Genomic DNA, 20919 nt, shown 5'->3' on the forward strand with positions numbered 1-20919 from the left:
ATGACAAGAATTTCATCAGATCAAGTAAAACATGTAGCCAATTTGGCGAGACTGCAGCTATCGGAAGAAGAAACAGAGTCTTTCCGCAATCAGCTTGAGGCGATGATTACCTTTGCTGAGCAGCTTAATGAGCTTGATACAGACGGAGTCGAACCAACTTCGCATGTTCTTGATATGAAAAATGTGATGCGGGAGGATGTGGCAAAGCAAGGCTTGCCGCAGGCTGAGGTTATGAAAAATGCCCCAGATCATCAGGATGGCTATATTAAAGTACCGCCTATTATGACTGAAGATTAAAAGAGATTGCACGATGCTTGATATAAGATAGAGAGAATTGGAGGGAAACATATGAGCTTATTTGATGATGGAGTAAAAGCATTGCATGAAAAGCTTCATAGAAAAGAAATTTCCGTCTCTGACCTCGTTTCATATTCTTTTAAAAGAATTTCGGAGGTAGACGAAAAAGTTCAGGCCTTTTTAACATTAGATGAGGAAAAGGCGCTTCAAAAAGCAAAGGACTTAGATGCCAAGCTAACAGCTGGAGAAACCAAAAGCATGCTGTTTGGGATGCCAATTGGTGTGAAAGATAACATTGTCACTCAAGGCTTGCGAACAACTTGCGCAAGTAAAATTTTGGACAACTTTGATCCAATTTACGATGCTACGGTTGTGAATAAATTACATAGTGCTGAGACGGTGACGGTTGGAAAGTTAAATATGGATGAATTTGCAATGGGTTCTTCTAACGAGAACTCGGGCTTCAAACCAGTACGCAACCCATGGAATATTGACCATGTTCCCGGTGGTTCTTCAGGTGGATCTGCTGCATCGGTTGCTGCGGGAGAGGTTCTTTTTTCATTGGGATCAGACACAGGCGGTTCCATTAGACAGCCGGCATCCTTTTGTGGAGTGGTCGGTTTAAAGCCTACATATGGACGTGTTTCTCGCTTTGGACTTGTTGCGTTTGCATCTTCCCTTGATCAAATTGGTCCTATTACTAGAAATGTTGAGGACAATGCCTTCTTGCTGCAGGCGATAGCTGGAATTGATCCAATGGATTCCACTTCAGCCAATATTGAAGTGCCAAACTTCTCGGAAGCTCTAACTGGGGATGTAAAGGGACTGAGAATAGCTGTGCCAAAGGAATACTTAGGAGAAGGTGTAACAGAAGAAGTGCGTGCTTCTGTTTTAAAATCGTTAAGTGTTCTTGAAAAATTAGGAGCAACATGGGAAGAGGTTTCACTGCCTCATTCAAAATATGCATTAGCAGCCTATTATTTATTATCATCATCTGAAGCATCTGCCAACCTAGCCCGTTTTGATGGGGTACGGTATGGCTATCGAACGGAAAATCCTGAAAATCTGTTAGAACTATACAAAAAGACGCGAGCTGAAGGGTTTGGAGACGAAGTAAAACGCAGAATTATGTTAGGTACATTTGCATTAAGCTCAGGCTATTATGATGCTTATTATAAAAAGGCACAAAAGGTGCGCACATTAATTAAACAAGACTTTGAACAAGTGTTTGAAAACTATGATGTCATTATTGGACCAACAACACCAACACCAGCCTTTAAGCTTGGTGAAAAAGTGGATGATCCGTTAACGATGTACGCAAATGATATTTTAACCATTCCAGTGAATCTTGCAGGTGTGCCAGGCATTTCAGTTCCGTGCGGATTATCAAATGATGGCCTGCCGCTGGGGCTGCAGATTATTGGGAAACATTTTGACGAAAGCACAATTTATCGTGTTGCTCATGCGTTTGAGCAGGAAACAGATCATCATAAACAAAAACCGGTATTGTAAGGGGGGAACGACATGAACTTTGAAACGGTCATAGGACTAGAGGTACACGTTGAGTTAAAAACAGACTCAAAGATTTTTTCATCAAGCCCAAACCATTTTGGTGCTGATCCAAATACAAATACAACGGTCATTGACTTAGGTTATCCAGGTGTGCTGCCTGTTGTGAATAAAAAAGTAATCGATTATGGCATGAAGGCTGCAATGGCATTAAACTGTGAAATTGCACCAGTCACGAAATTCGACCGCAAGAATTATTTTTATCCAGACAATCCGAAGGCTTACCAAATCTCTCAGTTTGATAAGCCAATTGGGGAGAATGGCTGGGTCGAAATTGAAGTGGACGGCTATAAAAAGAAGATTGGGATTACGCGTATTCATTTAGAAGAGGACGCAGGAAAGCTTACACATGGAAAAGGGTACTCCCTAGTTGATTATAACCGTCAAGGAACTCCGCTGATTGAAATCGTATCGGAGCCGGATATCCGTACGCCAAATGAAGCATATGCCTACTTAGAAAAATTAAAATCCATCGTTCAATACACTGGAGTGTCTGATTGTAAGATGGAAGAAGGCTCTCTCCGCTGTGATGCTAATATATCCTTGCGTCCTGTTGGACAAGAGGAGTTTGGAACGAAGACAGAGCTGAAAAACCTAAACTCATTTAACTTTGTGCGCAGAGGACTTGAGTTTGAGGAAAAGCGCCAGGCAGAGGTTTTAAGTGGCGGCGGTATAATTGAACAGGAAACAAGAAGGTTCGATGAATCAACAGGTGCAACATTGCTGATGCGTGTAAAAGAAGGATCTGATGATTATCGCTATTTCCCAGAGCCTGATCTTCTGGACATTCATATTGATGATGAGTGGAAGGAAAGAATTAAAGCTGAAATTCCAGAACTTCCGGATGCCAGACAAAAGCGTTATATTGAGCAATTTGGCCTGCCGGTTTACGATGCTGCTGTATTAACGGTTACAAAGGAAACGGCAGATTTCTTTGAGGGTGCTGTAGAAGCGGGTGCAGAGGCAAAACAAGCATCTAACTGGGTGATGGGCGAACTTTCGGCATACTTAAACGCAGAACAAAAAGAACTTCATGAGACAAAACTTTCACCAGAAGGTCTTGCTGGAATGATCAAGCTGATCGAAGATGGAACAATTTCTTCAAAAATGGCAAAAACTGTATTTAAAGAATTAGTCGAGAACGGCGGAACGGCTCAGCAAATCGTTAAAGACAAAGGTCTGGTACAAATTTCCGATGAATCTGCGCTGCTGAAGATTATTTCCGATACTTTGGACAATAACCCTCAGTCTATAGAGGACTATAAAAATGGAAAACAAAAAGCAGTAGGCTTCCTTGTTGGCCAAATGATGAAGGCCACGAAAGGACAAGCAAACCCACAGCTTTTAAACAAGCTACTAATGCAGGAAATACAAAAAAGGTAATTAGAAAAGCAGAGGGCGCTTGCCTTCTAACTTAAGAGGCTGGGACATAGTATTTAACACAACCACAGAACCGAATGATTAGGAATCTTTCTAATCATCCGGTTTTTTGTTTGTTTTTAAACATTTAATATTTCTAAACTCGAGTGAAATGGAGCGGAGGACACTCGACTCCTGCGGGCAATAGAGGAAAGGCTGAGACCCCGCAGGAGCGGCAGCGACGAGGAGGCTCAGCTTCCTCCCCGTGGAAAGCGAGGGTCCGCAGCGCAATGTAACGGGCTTATTTTTTATTACCATATTCCATGCTAGGATTTTTCATATTGTAATATGAATATTTTAGTTTTGTAGCAGTGTTTTTTTCGCAAGTATGTCTATATATTTCGACATGTTTTCTTTTTATTTCCCAGGAAAAGATGATTATTCTCAAAATTAGACAAGTTTTCCCATGGTAAATTCATGTATAATGATCAAAGATACTAGATATATAGCAGAAAAAGGCGGTAGGAACGTGACAATTTTATCATTTAACAATATTGAAAAACATGATGGCCATACGATTGTATTTCCCTCTTTTCAGCTTTCCATTGAATCTGGAGAAATTGTTGGTCTGATGACGAGCATAAATGTGAGAACTGTTCTTCTTGAAATGTTAAGAAGAAAGATACCCGTTCCTGATCAGGCTATAGCTATCGATGGGAAAAGTATTCAGCAGTTGGGGAAGAGTTATCATCAGCGTGTAGGTATACTGTCTATTGATGATGGACTTTACGAGCGCCTAACGGTTAAGGAAAGCCTTTTATTTTATCAAAGATTATTCGATTCAAAACTTCCGATAGACGGAATTCTACAACTAACCCAGCTTGAGGCAAAAAGAAATGTCCGAATTAGCAAGCTGACATTTTCAGAAAAAAGAAGAGTCCATTATGCTCAGTTGCTTCTAAGCAATCCAGATATTTATATATTGGAAGAAGCAGATCAAAATGTTGACCTGGAGACAAAGCGAGTTTTAATGAAGGTAGTGCAGGAACTGCAAAAAAATAATAAGGCGGTTTTTGTGCTGACCAGTAATATGGACAGTGCTCTCGCTGTTACAAACACGATTTATCGGCTGGATGAACATGGATTACATAAGCTGGACGTTATGCAGCAGGAAATGGAACCGGAGGATACGGCAGTCGAAGAGGAACCAATTGTACAGCCGGTCCGTTTTGAAAAAATACCAACTAAAGTGAATGAAAAGATCATTCTATTTGATCCGCCTGAGATTGATTATATTGAAAGCAGTGAAGGAAGCTCACAGCTATACATAAAAGGTGACATGTATCAAAGCATGTTTACGTTAAATGAATTGGAACAAAGACTTCTTCCCTATGGATTTTATCGCTGCCATCGTTCGTACATTGTTAACCTTCAAAAGGTTCGGGAGGTTATTACCTGGACAAGAAATAGCTATTCACTTGTCCTTCATGATCAGTCATCCATTCCGCTTTCAAAAACAAAAATGGCGGAATTAAAGGAGATGCTTGGGCTTAAATAATGCTCCATTCACCCTTTATATGGTCTATTCAACCTCTAAATTGCTCTTTTCATTGAATATATACTGCATGAACCTGTGGACTGGCATATGATGGAGTCAGCAAAACAAATGCAGGAGGATGACAATGGAAAATATCATTGAGGTTCAATCGTTAGCAAAATTATTTGCCAATCAAACAGCACTTGAGGATGTTTCATTTCAAATTAAGAAAGGTGAAACATTTGGTTTCCTTGGTCCAAGTGGTTCAGGTAAAACAACTACTATTAAAATCTTAACAGCTCAAATGGCGCAGACAGATGGAGAAGCATATGTGTTTGGTCGCCCTGCTCATCTTTTAAAGGATCCGGCTCAGCGTGGAAGAATCGGTGTGCTGACAGATAACAGCGGATTATATGAACGATTATCAATCTACGATAATTTAAAATTATACTGCGGATTATACAATGTACCTCATTCCAGAATCGACGAAGTATTAGAGATGGTTAATTTAAAGGAAGAGAGAAAGAAAGTTGTTTCGAAGCTCTCTAAAGGGATGACACAGCGTGTAACATTGGCAAGAGCATTCTTGCACAAACCAGATTTGCTCTTTCTGGATGAGCCAACTTCTGCTCTTGATCCAGTCAATTCTCGTCATATTTACCGGGGTCTTAATCAATTGAAAGAAAATGGTACAACGATTTTCTTAACAACTCATGATATGAATGAAGCAGAATTGCTTTGTGATCGCGTTGCTTTTTTAAATAAAGGAAAAATCCAGTTAATTGGGCCGCCTAAGCAGCTCCGCAAACAATATGCAGATAATACGATATCTGTTGAACTGGATAATGGGCAGATTGAGGTGCTTGAGAAAGGTGATAAAGGAGCACAGCGCATGTATCAATTGATGTCTGAAAATAAAGTTGTTTCTGTTAACTCGAACGAGCCAACACTTGGAGATATATTTGTAGAAATTACAGGGAGGAAGCTATCATGACATTTTCATTAAAACGTACTTTAGCTATTTTTCAAAAAGATTATAAAGATGTTAGTAAAAATATGTATGTTTCATTTACCGTTATTGTTCCGCTATTAATGGCCTTTCTTTATGGCATGCAAGGTGATATGGGCATTGACATGGTCTACACTGTAATTAATATGTCATTATCTCTTGTTGGAGCCTATATTCAATGTTCCTTAATTGCTGAAGAAAAAGAGAAAAATACATTGCGCGGACTTATGCTTTCACCTGCTAGTACATTGGAAATCTTGGCTGGTAAAAGCTTGCTGACATTCGTTACAACTATTCTTGTTATCGTATTTTCTGCTATGATCATTGATTATCAGCCAGAGAATATGGTGATTGTAGGTGTTGCGATCGCATTATCTACTCTTTTCTACATCGGCCTTGGAACTATTTTAGGATTAGTAACAAAGTCTGTGATGGAAGCATCTGTCGTGATCATGCCATTTTTCTTCCTTTTCACATTCGGCTCATACGCAACTCTTTTAGCAGAGCGCTTCCCGGTGTTGAAGGCGGCAGAATATATGCCGAATACTCAATTGATTGAATTAGCGAAAGAAGTTCAAACTGGTGCGGGCTTTGGTGATATATGGAGTTATCTTGCTGTTATATGTGTATGGATTGCTGCGGTATTTATCTTATCCTACGTTACATTTAAAAAACGAATGATGGATTAATGAAAAATCACGCTATTTGTAATTCTTCCCTCGCCCTTATAAAATATAGGTATGAAATTAACAAAGGGGCGATAGGGAATGAGTTTACAAGAGTGGTTTAATAAGGGACTTACAACAGAAGAATATCTTGCTGGAATGAACGTGAATAAAGATGAAATGATGGGGATTTACAGCAAATATACTTTATCCTCAGAAGAAAAAGAAAAATTGCAGCCTGTTAAAGATCAAGGGCTTAAAGCAATCGTGCTAACAGAGGACTGGTGTGGAGATGCGATGCTCAATAATCCAGTCCTTCTAAAGATTGCAGAGGAAATCGGCATGGACGTTCGCTTCATATTGCGAGATTCTAACTTAGAATTAATGGATCAATACTTAACAAACGGAACATCAAGAGCCATTCCAATCTTCGTTTTCCTTAACAGTGAAGGAGAAGAAGTGGCTGTTTGGGGACCGCGTGCTCCAAAACTTCAAGAGCTTGTTATATCTGAAAGAAGCAAGCTGCCGGATGCTGAGGCTGATCACTTTAAGGACGAGCAAACGGCGATGTATAAGCGTTTAACTGCTTCATACCAAGAAGATGAGAACCACTGGCACACAGTGGCTGACAGTATTATAGAAAAGTTAGTATAGACTGGCGGGAGATTTCCCCCCCGGTCTTTTCTCTTATTGTAATTAACTGAATGTTTTGTTAATAATTTATAATTCTTTATAAGGAGCTGTACCAATGAGCCGGTATAGAAATCAATTGACAGAACTTCTCCAAATCCGTTATCCCATTTTACAGGCGGGAATGGCAGGAGGAGTGACGACAGATCACCTTGTAGGCGCTGTTTCTGAATTTGGCGGTCTTGGTCAAATCGGAGCAGGATATATGCAGCCGGAAGAGATCACTCTAATGATTAATAGGGTTAGAGAACGGACAGCCAAACCGTTTGCTGTAAATTTATTTGTAATGGAGAATTTCCCAATGCCTATCCTTGAAGAGATGGAAGTGGCAGCGAAAGCACTGGAAACCATTGAGTCGGAACTAAATGTGGAGCAGTTATTAAGAAAGATGGAAGTGAACAGCAAGTCGGTGTTTGAAAATCAAGTTGAAGTAGTACTTAAGGAAAAAGTTCCGATCGTTAGCTTTACATTTGGGATTCCCGGGGAGGAGATCGTTCGGGAGCTTAAGAAAAATGCTGCTGTATTAATTGGGACCGCAACTACTGTAAAAGATGCATTAAGGCTAGAAGCTAGTGGAATGGATGCAATCGTTATTCAAGGAGAAGAAGCCGGAGGGCACCGCGGAACATTTCATGGAGAACAAGATGAATTAATCCCTGTACATGATTTAGTGGCACAAATTGTTCCGAAGCTTCGTATTCCAATCATTGCAGCTGGAGGAATAATGAATGGGGAATCCATTCAGGCCGTGTTGGGCTCAGGTGCTCAGGGAGTCCAGCTCGGAACAGCATTTTTAACATGCGAGGAAAGTGGAGCAGCATCTGCTTATAAAGAGATATTAATAAATGGAAAGGAAGAAACTGTTTTGACGAGAGCTTTTTCAGGCAAGCTGGCACGGGGCATTCATAATCAATTTATCGCTGAAATGAATGGAAAACCGACCTTACCGTTTCCTTATCAGAACACACTCACCGGAGGGGTAAGAAAAAAGGCAGCTGCGCAGGGGAATGCCCAGTTTATGTCGCTATGGGCCGGAAGTAACTATGGAATGGCCAAGAGGCAGACGGTGAGTGAATTAATGGGAAGGCTAGTAAATGAGCTAGATGGAATGTGAAGATAACTACAGTTCTAGTGAGGAAAATGGATATATGTTCATAAAAAACATCCCATAATATTTAACGGGATGTTTTCTACTATTATTTCGCTGCCAATACATTCGTCAAAGGTGGAACAATCTGCTTCTTACGGGAAACTACACCTTTTAACACAGCTTTATTGTTTTCAAGACTTACGCCAAATGCTTCTGCAACGGAAGGGCTTTGGTTTCCGATTGCAAGTGCAACAGAATCGTTGTTTAAGATGTCTGTTACAACTAAAAGGAAGAGGTCTAAGTTTTTAGACTCAACAATTAGTGAAATAGCACTTTCAAGCTCATCTTGACGGTTCATTACGTCGTTTACATCAACAGCGTTTACTTGTGCAACTTCTGTTTTATAGCTGCCCATTTGGAATTCTTTCGCATCAATTGTCAGCAGGTCTTCGATTGTTTTATCGCTTAGGTCTGCACCAGCTTTTAACATTTCAAGACCATATGCTTCCGCATCAACTCCAGCAATTTCAGCAAGTTCTTTTGCTGCTGCCACATCTTGATCAGTGCATGTTGGAGATTTAAACAGCAGGGAGTCTGAGATAATAGCCGATAGCATTAAACCGGCCATTTCCTTTGTAATTTCAATGCTGTTTTCTTTGTAGATTTTCTTCAAAATCGTTGCAGTACAGCCAACAGGCTCAGCACGATAATATAGAGGATCGCTTGTCTCAAAGTTTGCGATACGGTGATGATCAATAACCTCAAGGATTTTCACATCTTTAATATCGTTGGCACTTTGCTGAAACTCATTATGGTCAACAAGGATGACTTCCTCTGCCTCAGATGCTACAGCTGTTACTAGACGAGGTGCATCTACGTTGAAGTAGTTTAAAACATACTGTGTTTCTGCGTTTACTTCGCCTAAACGGATTGCTTCGGCATTCATGCCTAGTTTGTTTTTTAATTCTGCATATACAAGCGCTGAACAAATTGTGTCTGTGTCAGGGTTTTTGTGTCCGAATACAAGAACTTTTGACATAACTCTTCTCCTTAATATTTAAAGAATCAGGCATCACTTGCCCTACCCGTTATTTTAACATATATTTTTTATAATCAAAATCAGCATGCTAAAATTAAAGGAAAAGCTTTCCTGTATAGAGAATGAAATGGATAAAAGGGGGGATCACGATGGATAAAATTGCAGTAATATCAGATATCCACGGTAATCTTACGGCGCTTGAGGCGGTTTTAGACGATATAGAAATAAGAGATATTCATACGATCCTATGCTTAGGTGATCTAATTGGAAAAGGGCCGAATTCGAAAAAAGTATTGGAGCTGATTCGTGAAAAATGTGAGGTTGTGGTGCTTGGCAACTGGGATGATTTTATTCGAAAGCCGATTGACTCCTCGGAGATTGTCTGGCAGCAGAACCAGCTTGATGAAGGGGATATGGCGTATTTAGGGAGTTTGCCGTACCATTATGATTTTTATATGAGCGGTAAATATGTAAGATTATTTCACGCTTCCGCTAAGAGCGTCTACCATCGGGTATTTCCAATGGGAGCATCAATCGAGGAACTGCAGGATATGTTTGCTAATACAGAATGGATTGTTCCACTGGAAGACGGTGCAGCTCCTGATGTTGTCGGCTATGGAGATATTCATGCTGCACTTATACAGCCGATCTATCCGCAGCGAATGCTTTTCAATGCAGGAAGTGTTGGAAACTCACTTGATATGAGAGGGGCAACCTATTGTATCCTGCATGGTGTCTATCAATCCAAAGAAGCTGCACCTTTTTCGATTGAGCTTGTCAGGCTGCCATATGATATTGAAAAGGAATTGCTGATTGCAAAAGAGATGGGACTGCCAGGGTTAGAGGCGTACGAACTTGAATTGCGTGAATGCAGATATCGAGGGAGACCAAAATCAGAGTAAGGGGGAAGCAATATGGAATACAAAGGATCATCTGTATATGAACATAAAGATTTTTTTGAGAATTATATGAAACGCCGCCATCGCAAAGAGAGTCCGAATATAGTGATTGAACTGCCTGCTCTTCTAAGCATGATGGGGAACATTGAAAATCAAAAAATTTTAGATGTAGGCTGCGGGGATGCCTCGCTTGGCGAAATGCTTCTTCAAAATAAAGGGAATACATATACAGGCGTGGATGGATCTGAAAGCATGTGCCAGAAAGCAAAAGAGTTACTTGGAGATCATCCTGGCTGCACCATTTTGCATTCGTCCATAGAAGACTTTGATTTTGATACTGAAGTCTATGATCTTGTTGTATCACAGCTTGCTCTTCACTATGTTGAAGATTTGCAAAGTGCAGTTAACCGGATTTTTTCATGCTTAAAGCAGGGCGGCCGCTTTATCTTTAGTGTACAGCATCCGCTCCTGACGAGCTCATCTAAAAGTGTGCAAGGCGGTGGCCGGCGCTCTGATTGGATTGTTGATGATTACTATCACACAGGGAAAAGAGTTGAACCTTGGATCGGTGCACATGTCGTCAAATATCATCGGACAATAGAAGACTATTTTTCTATTCTTCAGCAAGCTGGGTTTAAGATCACCGCATTAAGTGAAGCCCGTCCGCTTAAAGAGAATTTTGTTGAAGAAGCTGAATATGAAAGACGAATGAGGATTCCGCTGTTTTTGCTGTTTTCTTGTGTAAAATAATCAAATAAGACTTTGCTGTTATTCTGCTTTTTGTACTATTTCAAGAGGTTCTCTGATTAATAAGGTGGATTATTTTAGATCTTTTTGGCGTATTAAGCGGTAACACATTCTTAAGCGGGTGGGGATTCTATTGAATAAAAATCAACCGATGGCAAAGGTTACATGGGCGATCATCGGCGGAATATTTGGTCTCAGTATTGGAGGAATAGCAGGATTCATTGCTTATTATGTCATAACTGGCTAGCTTTGAAGTCACTGATTAAAGATACAGGCAAAAGGTGTTGTCTTGATTAAAGATAACATCTTTTTGTTGTTTGAAACATTCTGAATTATTAATCGTATATAAATGAATACGAATGTAAAGGAGTGATCATTTGATGGACCCATTCTATGGAGGAGATCTTATTTTTCAAATTGTTCCTATCATTATTGGGATTATTTTTGTTATTGTTATTGGCGGTATATTATTTAACATATTTAACGGGATAGGGCAGTGGCGAAAAAATGAACAGTCACCAAGGCTTAGTGTGCCGGCAGTTGTGAAATCAAAACGTACTGATGTATCCAGACATGCAAATCATCATGATCATCACCACCATGTCAGCTCATCGACTAGATATTATGTGACATTTGAGTTTGAGAGCGGAGATCGTTCTGAACTCCACCTTTCCGGTAAAGAATATGGATTGTTGTCTGAAGGAGATAGTGGCGTGTTAGACTTCCAGGGCACAAGATATTTAGGCTTTGAGAGAAATAGATCAGCACAGGATAGTTAAATCTTTATACAGAATGAGGCTGGGACAAAACGAAATTAATCTTTTTAAAACACGAATATTCAATAACTTGATTTAGTTATTTAAACAAGTCCGTTCCATTGCGCTGCAGACCCTCGCTTTCCGTGGGGAGGAAGCTGAGCCTCCTCGGAGCAAGCTCCTGCGGGGTCTCACCTTTTCCTCTATTGCCCACCGGAGTCGAGTGTCCTCCGCTCCATTACACTCTTGCTAATAAAATATATTTTATAATCATAAAAAACCGAATGATTAGAAAGATGATTTCCTAACCATTCGGTTCTAGGAGTGTTAAATACTTATATCCCAGCCTCGTATTTTAGCTGGATTCTTCCTCTATCAATTGATAACTCTCTAGTATATGATCTAATTTAAATCCTGCAGCAACATAAAGTTTAATAGCGGCACGGTTATCCTCATTAACGCATAAGGTGATCTCAGTAATGGAAGGAAAACTGAATAGACGTAGAAGTGCCGTTTGAATCAGCATCGTGCCGTAACCTTTTTTCTGGTGAGCAGGAGAGATGGCGATGTATTCAATACTGCCTTCACCATGTTTTGGATCTGCTTCAAAATATACATAACCAATAAGTGACGAAGAATTCTTGATCAGCAGCAGCTGCCGGTGATGATTTATATTTTTAATAATGTCCGCTGCAGAATAATATGTATTTGGAAATATGAAGGTATGCAGTTGTGAGAAGGCATCTTCATCAATAGGCGTAAAAGGCTGAACGATAGCGAGATCATCGAATCTTGCTTGATCACGGGACATTTTTAAGATGGCATAGGTTCCTTTGCCTACTGCTCGCTTAGTATTTAGCCAGCGGATGGCTCTCATGTTTTTTATATTTATAAAAAAATGCAGTTTGTGAATTGCAGTTAGTTTTGCAAATAATGCCTCTGCTATGTGCTCCCAGCTGCTATCTTCTTCTATGTGGATAAAAGGTCCCCATACCTCTGCTTCTTCGTTTGAATCATAAATATCCAAACCGATGGCACCAATCAGTTTTTGTTCTTTATACGCACAGACGAACGCTGACTCTGCATTCAGCTCGTGAAGTGTATCGTAGATTTCTTCTTTTTCTTGGCCGCAGAAGCCGATATGATTGGAAGGCATATTATTCAACTGTACTAAAAAAGAGGCAAGTTCATGCAAATCTCTAGGGTTTTCGTAAATAATGGCCATATGAAGCTCTCCTTTATATCTTTGTAAAAACCCGCCTAAATTTTTCTAGGCGGGATTCGATCGTTCTTTAAGCTTTTGTCATTGATTTTTGGCTCCTGTTTGTTGAGGTGATTTCGAATATTAGAGCGATGCAGATAGATAAGGAGCAAAAAGAATATAGAAAAGACAAAAACATGTTCCGTGTCAGGGGTGAAAAAAGAATAGATTAATAGTGAAAGTCCAACCGAAAGAGAGCCATAGTAAACATATTTAGTAAAATAAATGACTGCAATAAATGAAATATAGGCAATGAAGAACATTTGAATATCTGCTACAAGCAAGGTGCCGGCAGTGGTGGCAATCGCTTTGCCTCCCCGGAAACCTGCAAAAACAGGAAAACAATGTCCAACAACAGCAATAAGGCCGGTGTAAAGCGGTTCAATATCAGCATTAAAAAGAATCGGCAAAGCTGCCGCTAGTGCTCCTTTTCCGATATCAATCAGCAGCACAGCGATGCCCGCTTTTTTACCGAGCACTCTGATGGAATTGGTTGCACCAGGGTTATTACTGCCATGCTCCCGTATATCAATCTGGAAAAAATACTTTCCTACGAGTAAAGCGGTTGGAATGGAGCCAATTAAGTAAGCTGCTAATGTAAATAGTAAACTCATATATGCCTCCTTCTAGAATTCTGTATATCATTATATTCCTAGTTGTCCCATTTTATAGCCTAGTTGTTCTGAAAAACAATCAGATCATCTTTATCCAAAAAGGATCCATACATTTGCTGTAAATAATGTTGTGCCTGCTCCGGCAGCGTCATTTGGTTTTCCAGAAACATCAGCCATTCATCTTCCAATTTCAGTAAACTTTTACCATAGATCGTTTCTATTGTATCAGTTAAATTCTGTTCGTTGTAGATACTCTCGAATTTTTCCATTCCATATGTTTCAATTAAATAACTGATAAAGGAACCTGCTTGTACATAGGCAATATGCTGAATTTTATATCCGTCTTCCGACGACATATTTGGCCGAAAGAGTTCAGTGCTATTCTCCGTGCTTGCCAGCAGGGGGAGAGAATAGATTTTATTATATTGCTTTAAAAATCTCATATGGGAATGGTGAGGAATGGCGTTATTTGTGCCGTATTTTTGCTCAAAATATTCAGCAATCCCCTCTTGTGTAAGAAACCCAGAACTACTATCAAAATTTTCCCCATATCCAAGCAGTATATGGCTTAGTTCATGTACAATTGGGTAGGTATCCGTATTTCCATATAATTTAATCGTGTTTTTAAAACCAGAAGAAACAAGATTGCCTTCTTTTAAAATGACATGAATCTCACTTGGATATTTATAGTCAATTTTAATAGAAGAAGTAATCTTTTTATATGCGTTTTGTAAACGAGTCTCAACAGTCTTTACATCACTGTCTGGTAAACCAGCTTCGTTTTCAATTTTAAAGACAACCTGTGGAGCTTTCTCTTCATATGTGTCTATCTCCGGCGGTGAACAGCTGCTGATAAAAAGAAGAATAAATCCTAATAATATAAGCCTTTTAGACATAAAAACCCCCTTGGATAAAAATGGATGAATCATTTTATCATAGTATTACGATTAAATGTTAAAAAAGTTTTCATTTTTTTGTAGGGATACGTGTGTGTAGCTTCGTCTATTAATGTGGAAGCTGACAGAAGGGGGGAGAGAGAGATTAGCGACCAAGTTCTTATCCAAAAAGTAAAAAGCGGCAATGATCATGCGTTCCGCCTTCTTGTTGAAAAATATCGCTTAGACGTGTTCCGGACCATCTATGCGGTATTAAGAGATGAGAAAGAGGCGGAGGATGCCGCACAAGAAGTATTTATGAAGATTTATACCTCTCTCTCCCAATATGAGGATCAAGGCTTTAAAACATGGGTAAAAAGAATTGCAGTCAACCATGCAATTGATGTAAAAAGAAAGAAGGACAAAAGGCAGGAGGATTCAATTGAATCTGCAGGCTACGATTTATACGGAGGTCAAAGGGAGCAAGTGGAAACAGAAGTGATCAATCGAGCCCGGCAAAAGCTAGTATTGCAAAGGCTTGAAGAGCTTCCTGACAATTACCGTCATGTTATATATGATTTTTATATTCGGGAAAAAACATATCAGCAAATGGCCAAGGAGCAAAATGTGCAGGTGAAAACGATTGAAACAAAGCTTTACCGAGCCCGCATCTGGATGAAAAAGCATTGGAAGGAGGACGATTTTTCATGAAGCACTATTCTTTAGATGAATGGATGAAATATGTGAAAAATGAAGTAGATGATGACACACGCGAAATGTTTGAGGATCATCTATACAGCTGCGACCAATGTCTCGATCTTTATCTTCTTGCGGTCGAGGAAGCAGAGGATGATTTGCCTGTTATGGGGGATGAACTGAATTTTACAGATATGGTCATGTCTAAGGTTCAAAACCAATCCCAAGCAATCATTATTCCATTTCCAGAGCAAAAGAAGCTGGAAAAGAAAAAAACGGTGCACAAAACGGCGATTTTTCATTATGCTGTGGCGGCGGCGATGACGCTTTTATTAATGACAACAGGTGTGTTTCAGTCGCTTACCCAATATGCAGAAGGTGTAAAAAGCACAAATTTCCAAGAGAAAAAGAATTCTGTTACAGAAGGACTGGTGGATAAAACCTTCGCTTGGATGGATTCTCTTGAGAGTAATAATAAGGAGGAAGGCAAATAATGAAAAATCCCATTATTGCGTTTTTGTTAGGATTTTTCCCTGGCGGAGGCTTGCTGTATTTAGGAAAGGTACTGCGGGGATTAGGTTATATGTTTACTGAGTTTATTCTGATTGCAATCACATTTATTCTGGCTGCAAGCGGCGGAGTCAATATTGCCATCTTTATCGTAATAGCTGGTGTCTTTTTATATATTGTCAGCTTGGTCGATACGGCCATTACTGCTTCTAATCTGCTGCAGAATAAATCATCATTTCAGCAGCAGGAGCAGAAGTCATCTGAAATGGAATATGAGCGTTTTAGGACTATCCTGTTATCTTTTATCCCTGGTGTCGGGCATTTTCATCTTGGATTGATGAACCGGGGGCTAACACTACTTGCTGCCTTTCTGGGGCTTGGTATTATGGTTTTATTTGTATCCTTTTTGACAGGCAGAAGTGAGTTTTTAATTTTCCTGCTTTTGTTCCCGGTCATTTGGGTCTATGGCTTTTTTGACGCAATCGGGCAGCTGAATAAAAAACAGCAGGGAATCGAACTGATTGACCGTACGATTTTAGAAGACTTTGAAGTGCGCCGTGAAGAGGGGAAGAAAAGTAAGTCAATTGCTACCTTTTTATCCATCTTTCCTGGTGCCGGCCATCTATATTTAGGTCTGCAAAAAAGAGGCGTTCAGCTGATGGCGGCGTTTCTGTTTTCTGTCTATATCCTGGATGTGCTCCGACTTGGCATATTCCTTTTTCTCATCCCGATCATTTGGTTTTACAGTTTCTTTGATGGCCTGCAAAAAGCCTCTCGATACGGAGAAGAGGAACTTGAAGATGTACCGATTATTTCCTACTTTATCAATCATCAGAGGTGGATTGGCATTGGGCTAGTTGTTGTCGGGCTCTATTACATGACTACCAATATTCTGCTGCCGATCGTGGCACCAATGATTTATGACTTTAACATTTGGTATGTGTTCAACCAATACTTCCAAACAGCTGTTGTCTGCATCGTATTAATTGCAGGCGGCATTAAATTGCTTTCCGGCAACTTAGAAAAGAAGAAAAATGAAGATCCAGTTAAATAGAAAGGGGGAAATAGAATGAGGACTTGGAGAGTAGGAACCTTTTCAATGGGAGCTGCTTTGCTCCTGCTTGGCATTTATTTATTATTTTCCCAGCTGATGGGCTTTAATATAGAACACATTATGATTTCATGGTGGCCGATCATCTTAGTGATTCTAGGTCTTGAGATTTTGCTGTTTTTACTATTCTCACGTAAAGAAAAACCATTTTTAAAATATGATTTTATTAGTATTTTCTTTGTGGGTGTCTTGGGAATGAGCGGTATTGGCTTTGCGCTGCTGAGTTCAAGCGGTGTTTTACAAAGTGTCAGCGCGTACATGAACAGTGAAGAACACACCTATGATATAAAAAATATGGAGCAGGCTATAGGAAAAGACGTGAAAAGGGTAGTTGTCAGTACAGGCGGCAATCCAATTTCTATTGAAGGAACAGATATAAATGAAGTTTCAATGTTTGGCACTGTGCATAGCACATTAGCAAATAGTGAAATGTCAAAGATGGATTATGTTTCGATGAATGAAAAAGGAGATACACTATATATTAATATAAAGAGAATGCCTGAATATACGAATGGACCATTTAATCATCATACAAGCATGGATGCAACGCTTCTTGTACCTGTAGATCTAAAGCTGGAAGTTGAAGCTGAAGGCAGCTCTGTTACAGTCAAGCCCCGCTTGTTAAAAAGCGATTGGACCGTGGATGGGAGCTCAGATTTAAACGTTATGCTGGAAGAAGCAAGTGATGTCAGTCTATTAGCAGATGGAGTGCAGGATCTTGGCGGCAATGAGCAAGAGTGGACAATCAGTAATAAAGAAAAAGCGGATTCATACTCTGAACCGGCTTTCGATGCTTCCTTCAAAACAGGAGAAGGAAGCCATACTCTGCAAATCGTGAACGGGTATCGAGTAAGCCTGCACACGATGAAATAGATTGAAACCTTTCTAATGGACATGCCGTATAGAATAAGAGCGCCCGGCTGGCAAGTTTTTTCGAAACTTGGATCATATTTATGTGAACAATAAATTTAGAGTCCATTCGGGATTGGCAGATTACTTTAAAAGCTCGCCAATCAGTAAGTTTTCTTAAAGACTAAACGTGAAAGCTTGTTTTATATAAGCAAAATGAATAGAATAAATGATGCTGATTCCAAATACATTGCTATATAGAAGCAGTTTCGTTATGATGTAAAATGATGGAATACGCAAGATAAATAAATCATTATTTTAGGATGATGGGCATGAAAAGAGCAAGAATTATTTACAATCCAACTTCCGGCCGGGAGATTTTTAAAAAACATTTAGCAGAAGTACTACAAAAGCTGGAGAATGCAGGATATGAAACCTCATGTCATGCAACGACTGGTGAAGGTGATGCAACAAAAGCAGCTCGCCTGGCAGTTGAGCGCCGCTTTGATCTGATTGTCGCTGCAGGCGGCGATGGAACCATCAACGAGGTTGTTAACGGTATAGCTGAACAGGAATTTATTCCAAAACTAGGTATTCTGCCAACAGGGACTACGAACGATTTTGCACGTGCATTGCATATTCCACGCGATATTGAAGCAGCTGCTGACATCATCGCCAAAGGAGATAGCATCCCTGTAGATATCGGCAGAATTAATGAAAAATATTTCATTAATATTGCCGGCGGCGGAAGAATTACCGAGCTGACCTATGAGGTCCCAAGCAAGCTCAAAACGATGATCGGCCAGCTTGCATATTACCTAAAAGGAATCGAAATGATCCCTTCAATCCGCTCAACAGAAGTGAGCATTGAGTATGATGGAAAAATGTTTGAAGGAGAAGCTATGCTATTCCTTGTTGGCCTTACTAATTCAGTAGGAGGCTTCGAAAAGCTGGCACCAAACGCTTCCATCAATGACGGTTTGTTTTCACTTCTCATTTTGAAAAAAACGAACCTGGCAGACTTTATTCGAATTGCGACCCTTGCATTAAGAGGTGAGCATGTGAACGATCCTCATGTGATCTATACACAGGCGAATCGCATTAAAGTCCATTCAACTGAAAAAGTGCAGCTGAATCTCGATGGCGAATTCGGCGGACTTCTGCCTGCGGAATTTGTTAATTTGTACAGGCATTTAGAAGTGCTGGTTCCAATTGATCAAATTCGCGAAGAAGACCGGCCAGTTGAATTGGAAGAAGGAAAAGAATAAGATGAAAGAAGAGCTTCCAGTACTGCGGATAGCTCTTTTTTTTGTAGGAAGAACAGTGGAGCAGTTTAAGGAAGAGGACATTATGATATGGATCTTCATGGGGGATTTTTATTAGTAATTTGATGAGAAGAAGAAGCTGATTCCGCTTCTAGAAGTCCGCTTATACAGGCGGGAGGATCTTGTTCAATACCCGTGTTCATAAATAGACGGAGAAATTCCGCTTAATCAGTAAAAGTCACCGAAAATAGCTAAAATAGCGGGAGAAATTCCGACTATTGGCCCGAAAAACGGAAAAAAGTGAGTTTTTTCTATAAATAGTCGGAAAATCTCCGTTTAAATTCCCTCTAAATAAGGGTCTGCCTGCAAATAAGCGGAATCTCTCCGCTTATTTTACAGCTGATAAGTTGGCATTCAATGTTTAAATGGAATTAGGGTGTAGAGTCAAAAATAGAGCGGGCGGTTTTTCTAAGCAGTTAATAGGTAAGTCATCTAGGGTATAATAGTAAAAGCTGTGATCCGTTTCGTATTCAGGCTGATTATATGGTACAATTTTGCTAGCAATCAGCACGTATTAAGAGAGTAAAGGAAGACATATATGAGCAAAACAATTCCAGTTCAAAAGAATGATTATATACAGGTAGAATTCGAGGATTTGACCCATGACGGTGCAGGTGTGGCTAAGGTAGATGGTTATCCAATCTTTGTTCAAGGCGCACTGCCAGGGGAAAAGGCAAATATTAAAGTAATTAAAGTCAACAAAGGCTATGGAATCGGCCGGCTGGCTGAACTTTTAGAACGAAGCCATTTTCGAGTCGATATAGCTAAGGAGGATAGCCATAAGTATGGCGGCTGTCAGCTTCAGCATATCAGCTATGAAGGTCAGCTTACATTCAAGGAGAATCAAGTACGTCAAGTACTGACACGAATTGGGAAGCTTGAAGATGTGAAGGTTCATCCGGTTCTGGGAATGGAGCATCCATGGCATTACCGAAATAAAGCACAGGTTCCTGTTGGGGAGAAAGATGGGAAACTGATCTCGGGCTTCTTTAAACCCCGAAGCCATGAAATTATCGAAACGGATGAAAGCTTAATCCAACTTCCAGAAGTAGATCAAGCAATCCAGACGGTGAAAGAGATCTGCAGTGAGCTTGGCGTGAAGGCTTACAATGAAGAAACACATAAGGGAGATCTGCGTCATATTATGGCTCGTTACGGGAAGGAAACGGGTGAATTGATGGTTGTCATGATCACAAGAACCCCTGATTTCCCGAATAAAGATAAAATTGTCGCTGGAATAGTCAAGCGTTTACCAAAGGTGAAATCCATTGTTCATAATATCAACTCCAAACGGACAAATGTGATTTTAGGGGATAAAGTGAAGGTCCTTTGGGGAAGCGAAGTGATTTACGATTATATCGGTGATGTGAAATTTGCCATTTCTGCTTTGAGCTTTTATCAGGTTAATCCCGACCAGACTAAGGTTCTCTATGATAAAACCTTAGAGTATGCTGGTCTTGCTGGAGATGAAACGGTCATTGATGCATATTGCGGCATCGGAACGATTTCGTTATTCTTGGCACAAAAAGCGAAGAAGGTCTATGGAGTCGAAATTGTTCATGAAGCCATTGAAGATGCAAAGCGAAATGCTGAGCTAAATGACATTACCAATGCGGAATTTGCTGTTGGAAAGGCTGAAGAAGTGATCCCGAAATGGTACGAGCAAGGAATTAAAGCGGATGTTCTAGTCGTCGACCCGCCACGTAAAGGCTGCGATGAAGCCTTGCTTCAGACCATCATTGAAATGAAACCCAAAAAAGTCGTCTACGTCAGCTGCAATCCAGCCACCCTCGCAAGAGATCTCAGAATTCTTGAGGATGGTGGTTATAAAACTTTAGAAGTACAGCCGGTGGATATGTTTCCGCAGACGACGCATGTGGAATGCGTGGCGTTAATAGAATTAAGGTAGTATTTAAATTGGCTCAAAAATCCCGGGTTCCTTAACAGGAATTCGGGATTTTTTGTTTCAGTTCAAATTCAATAGCAGCCTGTGAGTCTATTATCACTTTTCTAAATGGACTC

General features: G+C 40.1%; 21 protein-coding genes. 17 read left to right on the forward strand and 4 right to left on the reverse strand.

What is annotated here, in order from left to right; translation table 11 throughout:
- The 8 genes from gatC (at window position 1) to J1899_RS02785 (ending at window position 8240) form a co-directional block, all read left to right on the forward strand.
- Window positions 1-297, forward strand: coding sequence for an Asp-tRNA(Asn)/Glu-tRNA(Gln) amidotransferase subunit GatC (gene gatC, locus J1899_RS02750; protein ID WP_066450312.1), 297 nt, complete (start codon window positions 1-3; stop codon window positions 295-297).
- Between the two features lie 51 nt (window positions 298-348).
- Window positions 349-1809 carry an Asp-tRNA(Asn)/Glu-tRNA(Gln) amidotransferase subunit GatA gene (gene gatA / locus J1899_RS02755; RefSeq protein WP_214477386.1) on the forward strand — a complete coding sequence of 487 codons (1461 nt, stop codon included), beginning with the start codon at window positions 349-351 and terminating at the stop codon, window positions 1807-1809.
- Between the two features lie 12 nt (window positions 1810-1821).
- A complete protein-coding gene (gene gatB, locus J1899_RS02760; RefSeq protein ID WP_151574547.1) occupies window positions 1822-3249 on the forward strand; it encodes an Asp-tRNA(Asn)/Glu-tRNA(Gln) amidotransferase subunit GatB in 1428 nt (475 codons plus the stop codon).
- A 505-nt stretch (window positions 3250-3754) separates the two neighbouring features.
- Window positions 3755-4783, forward strand: a complete 1029-nt coding sequence (locus J1899_RS02765; protein ID WP_246586561.1) for a LytTR family transcriptional regulator DNA-binding domain-containing protein — start codon at window positions 3755-3757, stop codon at window positions 4781-4783.
- A gap of 124 nt (window positions 4784-4907) precedes the next feature.
- On the forward strand, window positions 4908-5756 hold the full coding sequence (locus J1899_RS02770; RefSeq protein WP_214477391.1) for an ABC transporter ATP-binding protein: 849 nt from the start codon (window positions 4908-4910) through the stop codon (window positions 5754-5756).
- Window positions 5753-6460: an ABC transporter permease gene (locus J1899_RS02775; RefSeq protein ID WP_214477393.1), complete on the forward strand. Its 708-nt coding sequence runs from the start codon at window positions 5753-5755 to the stop codon at window positions 6458-6460. The genes J1899_RS02770 and J1899_RS02775 overlap by 4 nt, the downstream gene beginning before the upstream one ends.
- Before the next feature lie 78 nt (window positions 6461-6538).
- Complete coding sequence (locus tag J1899_RS02780) at window positions 6539-7090, forward strand: thioredoxin family protein (RefSeq protein WP_214477395.1); 552 nt, start codon at window positions 6539-6541, stop codon at window positions 7088-7090.
- A gap of 94 nt (window positions 7091-7184) precedes the next feature.
- On the forward strand, window positions 7185-8240 hold the full coding sequence (locus tag J1899_RS02785) for an NAD(P)H-dependent flavin oxidoreductase (RefSeq protein ID WP_214477396.1): 1056 nt from the start codon (window positions 7185-7187) through the stop codon (window positions 8238-8240).
- Between the two features lie 82 nt (window positions 8241-8322).
- Here J1899_RS02785 and J1899_RS02790 read toward each other — a convergent pair whose 3' ends face one another.
- On the reverse strand, window positions 8323-9255 hold the full coding sequence (locus J1899_RS02790) for a manganese-dependent inorganic pyrophosphatase (RefSeq protein WP_214477398.1): 933 nt from the start codon (window positions 9253-9255) through the stop codon (window positions 8323-8325).
- 149 nt (window positions 9256-9404) lie between these two features.
- On the opposite strand from J1899_RS02790, the gene J1899_RS02795 reads away from it, so the two are divergent.
- The 3 genes from J1899_RS02795 (at window position 9405) to J1899_RS02805 (ending at window position 11680) form a co-directional block, all read left to right on the forward strand.
- Window positions 9405-10157 carry a metallophosphoesterase family protein gene (locus tag J1899_RS02795; protein ID WP_214477400.1) on the forward strand — a complete coding sequence of 251 codons (753 nt, stop codon included), beginning with the start codon at window positions 9405-9407 and terminating at the stop codon, window positions 10155-10157.
- Window positions 10158-10169: 12 nt separating this feature from the next.
- Complete coding sequence (locus tag J1899_RS02800; protein ID WP_214477402.1) at window positions 10170-10904, forward strand: class I SAM-dependent methyltransferase; 735 nt, start codon at window positions 10170-10172, stop codon at window positions 10902-10904.
- Between the two features lie 377 nt (window positions 10905-11281).
- Window positions 11282-11680, forward strand: a complete 399-nt coding sequence (locus tag J1899_RS02805; protein WP_214477403.1) for a DUF2500 domain-containing protein — start codon at window positions 11282-11284, stop codon at window positions 11678-11680.
- Between the two features lie 331 nt (window positions 11681-12011).
- Here J1899_RS02805 and J1899_RS02810 read toward each other — a convergent pair whose 3' ends face one another.
- From J1899_RS02810 to J1899_RS02820, 3 genes are read right to left on the reverse strand one after another with little or no spacing between them, the layout of a single operon-like run.
- Window positions 12012-12881: a GNAT family N-acetyltransferase gene (locus J1899_RS02810; protein ID WP_214477405.1), complete on the reverse strand. Its 870-nt coding sequence runs from the start codon at window positions 12879-12881 to the stop codon at window positions 12012-12014.
- Window positions 12882-12916: 35 nt separating this feature from the next.
- Window positions 12917-13531, reverse strand: a complete 615-nt coding sequence (gene plsY, locus J1899_RS02815; protein ID WP_214477407.1) for a glycerol-3-phosphate 1-O-acyltransferase PlsY — start codon at window positions 13529-13531, stop codon at window positions 12917-12919.
- 59 nt (window positions 13532-13590) lie between these two features.
- Entirely contained in the window at window positions 13591-14427 is an 837-nt protein-coding gene (locus tag J1899_RS02820) for a hypothetical protein (protein ID WP_214477409.1), read from the reverse strand.
- A 114-nt stretch (window positions 14428-14541) separates the two neighbouring features.
- Here J1899_RS02820 and J1899_RS02825 point away from each other — a divergent pair, with 114 nt between their 5' ends.
- The 6 genes from J1899_RS02825 to rlmD all read left to right on the forward strand — a co-directional run bounded on the left by J1899_RS02825 (window position 14542) and on the right by rlmD (window position 20806).
- Complete coding sequence (locus J1899_RS02825; RefSeq protein ID WP_214478731.1) at window positions 14542-15117, forward strand: RNA polymerase sigma factor; 576 nt, start codon at window positions 14542-14544, stop codon at window positions 15115-15117.
- Window positions 15114-15596 (forward strand): anti-sigma factor, encoded by a 483-nt coding sequence (locus tag J1899_RS02830; protein WP_214477411.1) that lies wholly within the window; start codon window positions 15114-15116, stop codon window positions 15594-15596. Before J1899_RS02825 ends, J1899_RS02830 begins: the two co-directional genes overlap by 4 nt.
- The gene (locus J1899_RS02835; RefSeq protein ID WP_214478732.1) at window positions 15593-16666 is read left to right on the forward strand and encodes a hypothetical protein; all 1074 of its coding nucleotides are present in this window, start codon (window positions 15593-15595) and stop codon (window positions 16664-16666) included. The genes J1899_RS02830 and J1899_RS02835 overlap by 4 nt, the downstream gene beginning before the upstream one ends.
- A gap of 15 nt (window positions 16667-16681) precedes the next feature.
- Complete coding sequence (locus J1899_RS02840; protein WP_214477413.1) at window positions 16682-17596, forward strand: hypothetical protein; 915 nt, start codon at window positions 16682-16684, stop codon at window positions 17594-17596.
- Window positions 17597-17904: 308 nt separating this feature from the next.
- Window positions 17905-18840 (forward strand): diacylglycerol kinase, encoded by a 936-nt coding sequence (locus J1899_RS02845; protein ID WP_214477415.1) that lies wholly within the window; start codon window positions 17905-17907, stop codon window positions 18838-18840.
- Window positions 18841-19435: 595 nt separating this feature from the next.
- Complete coding sequence (gene rlmD, locus J1899_RS02850) at window positions 19436-20806, forward strand: 23S rRNA (uracil(1939)-C(5))-methyltransferase RlmD (RefSeq protein WP_214477417.1); 1371 nt, start codon at window positions 19436-19438, stop codon at window positions 20804-20806.
- The last annotated feature ends 113 nt before the right edge of the window (window positions 20807-20919 follow it).

The organism is Cytobacillus gottheilii (assembly GCF_018582665.1).
Taxonomy (GTDB): domain Bacteria; phylum Bacillota; class Bacilli; order Bacillales; family Cytobacillaceae; genus Cytobacillus; species Cytobacillus gottheilii.

Bases quoted from the DNA above. Each gene is read 5' to 3' on its own strand.
- gatC (WP_066450312.1), top strand. From the start codon at position 1: ATGACAAGAATTTCATCAGATCAAGTAAAACATGTAGCCAATTTGGCG.
- gatA (WP_214477386.1), top strand. From the start codon at position 349: ATGAGCTTATTTGATGATGGAGTAAAAGCATTGCATGAAAAGCTTCAT.
- gatB (WP_151574547.1), top strand. From the start codon at position 1,822: ATGAACTTTGAAACGGTCATAGGACTAGAGGTACACGTTGAGTTAAAA.
- J1899_RS02770 (WP_214477391.1), top strand. From the start codon at position 4,908: ATGGAAAATATCATTGAGGTTCAATCGTTAGCAAAATTATTTGCCAAT.
- J1899_RS02775 (WP_214477393.1), top strand. From the start codon at position 5,753: ATGACATTTTCATTAAAACGTACTTTAGCTATTTTTCAAAAAGATTAT.
- J1899_RS02780 (WP_214477395.1), top strand. From the start codon at position 6,539: ATGAGTTTACAAGAGTGGTTTAATAAGGGACTTACAACAGAAGAATAT.
- J1899_RS02785 (WP_214477396.1), top strand. From the start codon at position 7,185: ATGAGCCGGTATAGAAATCAATTGACAGAACTTCTCCAAATCCGTTAT.
- J1899_RS02790 (WP_214477398.1), bottom strand. From the start codon at position 9,255: ATGTCAAAAGTTCTTGTATTCGGACACAAAAACCCTGACACAGACACA.
- J1899_RS02795 (WP_214477400.1), top strand. From the start codon at position 9,405: ATGGATAAAATTGCAGTAATATCAGATATCCACGGTAATCTTACGGCG.
- J1899_RS02800 (WP_214477402.1), top strand. From the start codon at position 10,170: ATGGAATACAAAGGATCATCTGTATATGAACATAAAGATTTTTTTGAG.
- J1899_RS02805 (WP_214477403.1), top strand. From the start codon at position 11,282: ATGGACCCATTCTATGGAGGAGATCTTATTTTTCAAATTGTTCCTATC.
- J1899_RS02810 (WP_214477405.1), bottom strand. From the start codon at position 12,881: ATGGCCATTATTTACGAAAACCCTAGAGATTTGCATGAACTTGCCTCT.
- plsY (WP_214477407.1), bottom strand. From the start codon at position 13,531: ATGAGTTTACTATTTACATTAGCAGCTTACTTAATTGGCTCCATTCCA.
- J1899_RS02820 (WP_214477409.1), bottom strand. From the start codon at position 14,427: ATGTCTAAAAGGCTTATATTATTAGGATTTATTCTTCTTTTTATCAGC.
- J1899_RS02830 (WP_214477411.1), top strand. From the start codon at position 15,114: ATGAAGCACTATTCTTTAGATGAATGGATGAAATATGTGAAAAATGAA.
- J1899_RS02840 (WP_214477413.1), top strand. From the start codon at position 16,682: ATGAGGACTTGGAGAGTAGGAACCTTTTCAATGGGAGCTGCTTTGCTC.
- J1899_RS02845 (WP_214477415.1), top strand. From the start codon at position 17,905: ATGAAAAGAGCAAGAATTATTTACAATCCAACTTCCGGCCGGGAGATT.
- rlmD (WP_214477417.1), top strand. From the start codon at position 19,436: ATGAGCAAAACAATTCCAGTTCAAAAGAATGATTATATACAGGTAGAA.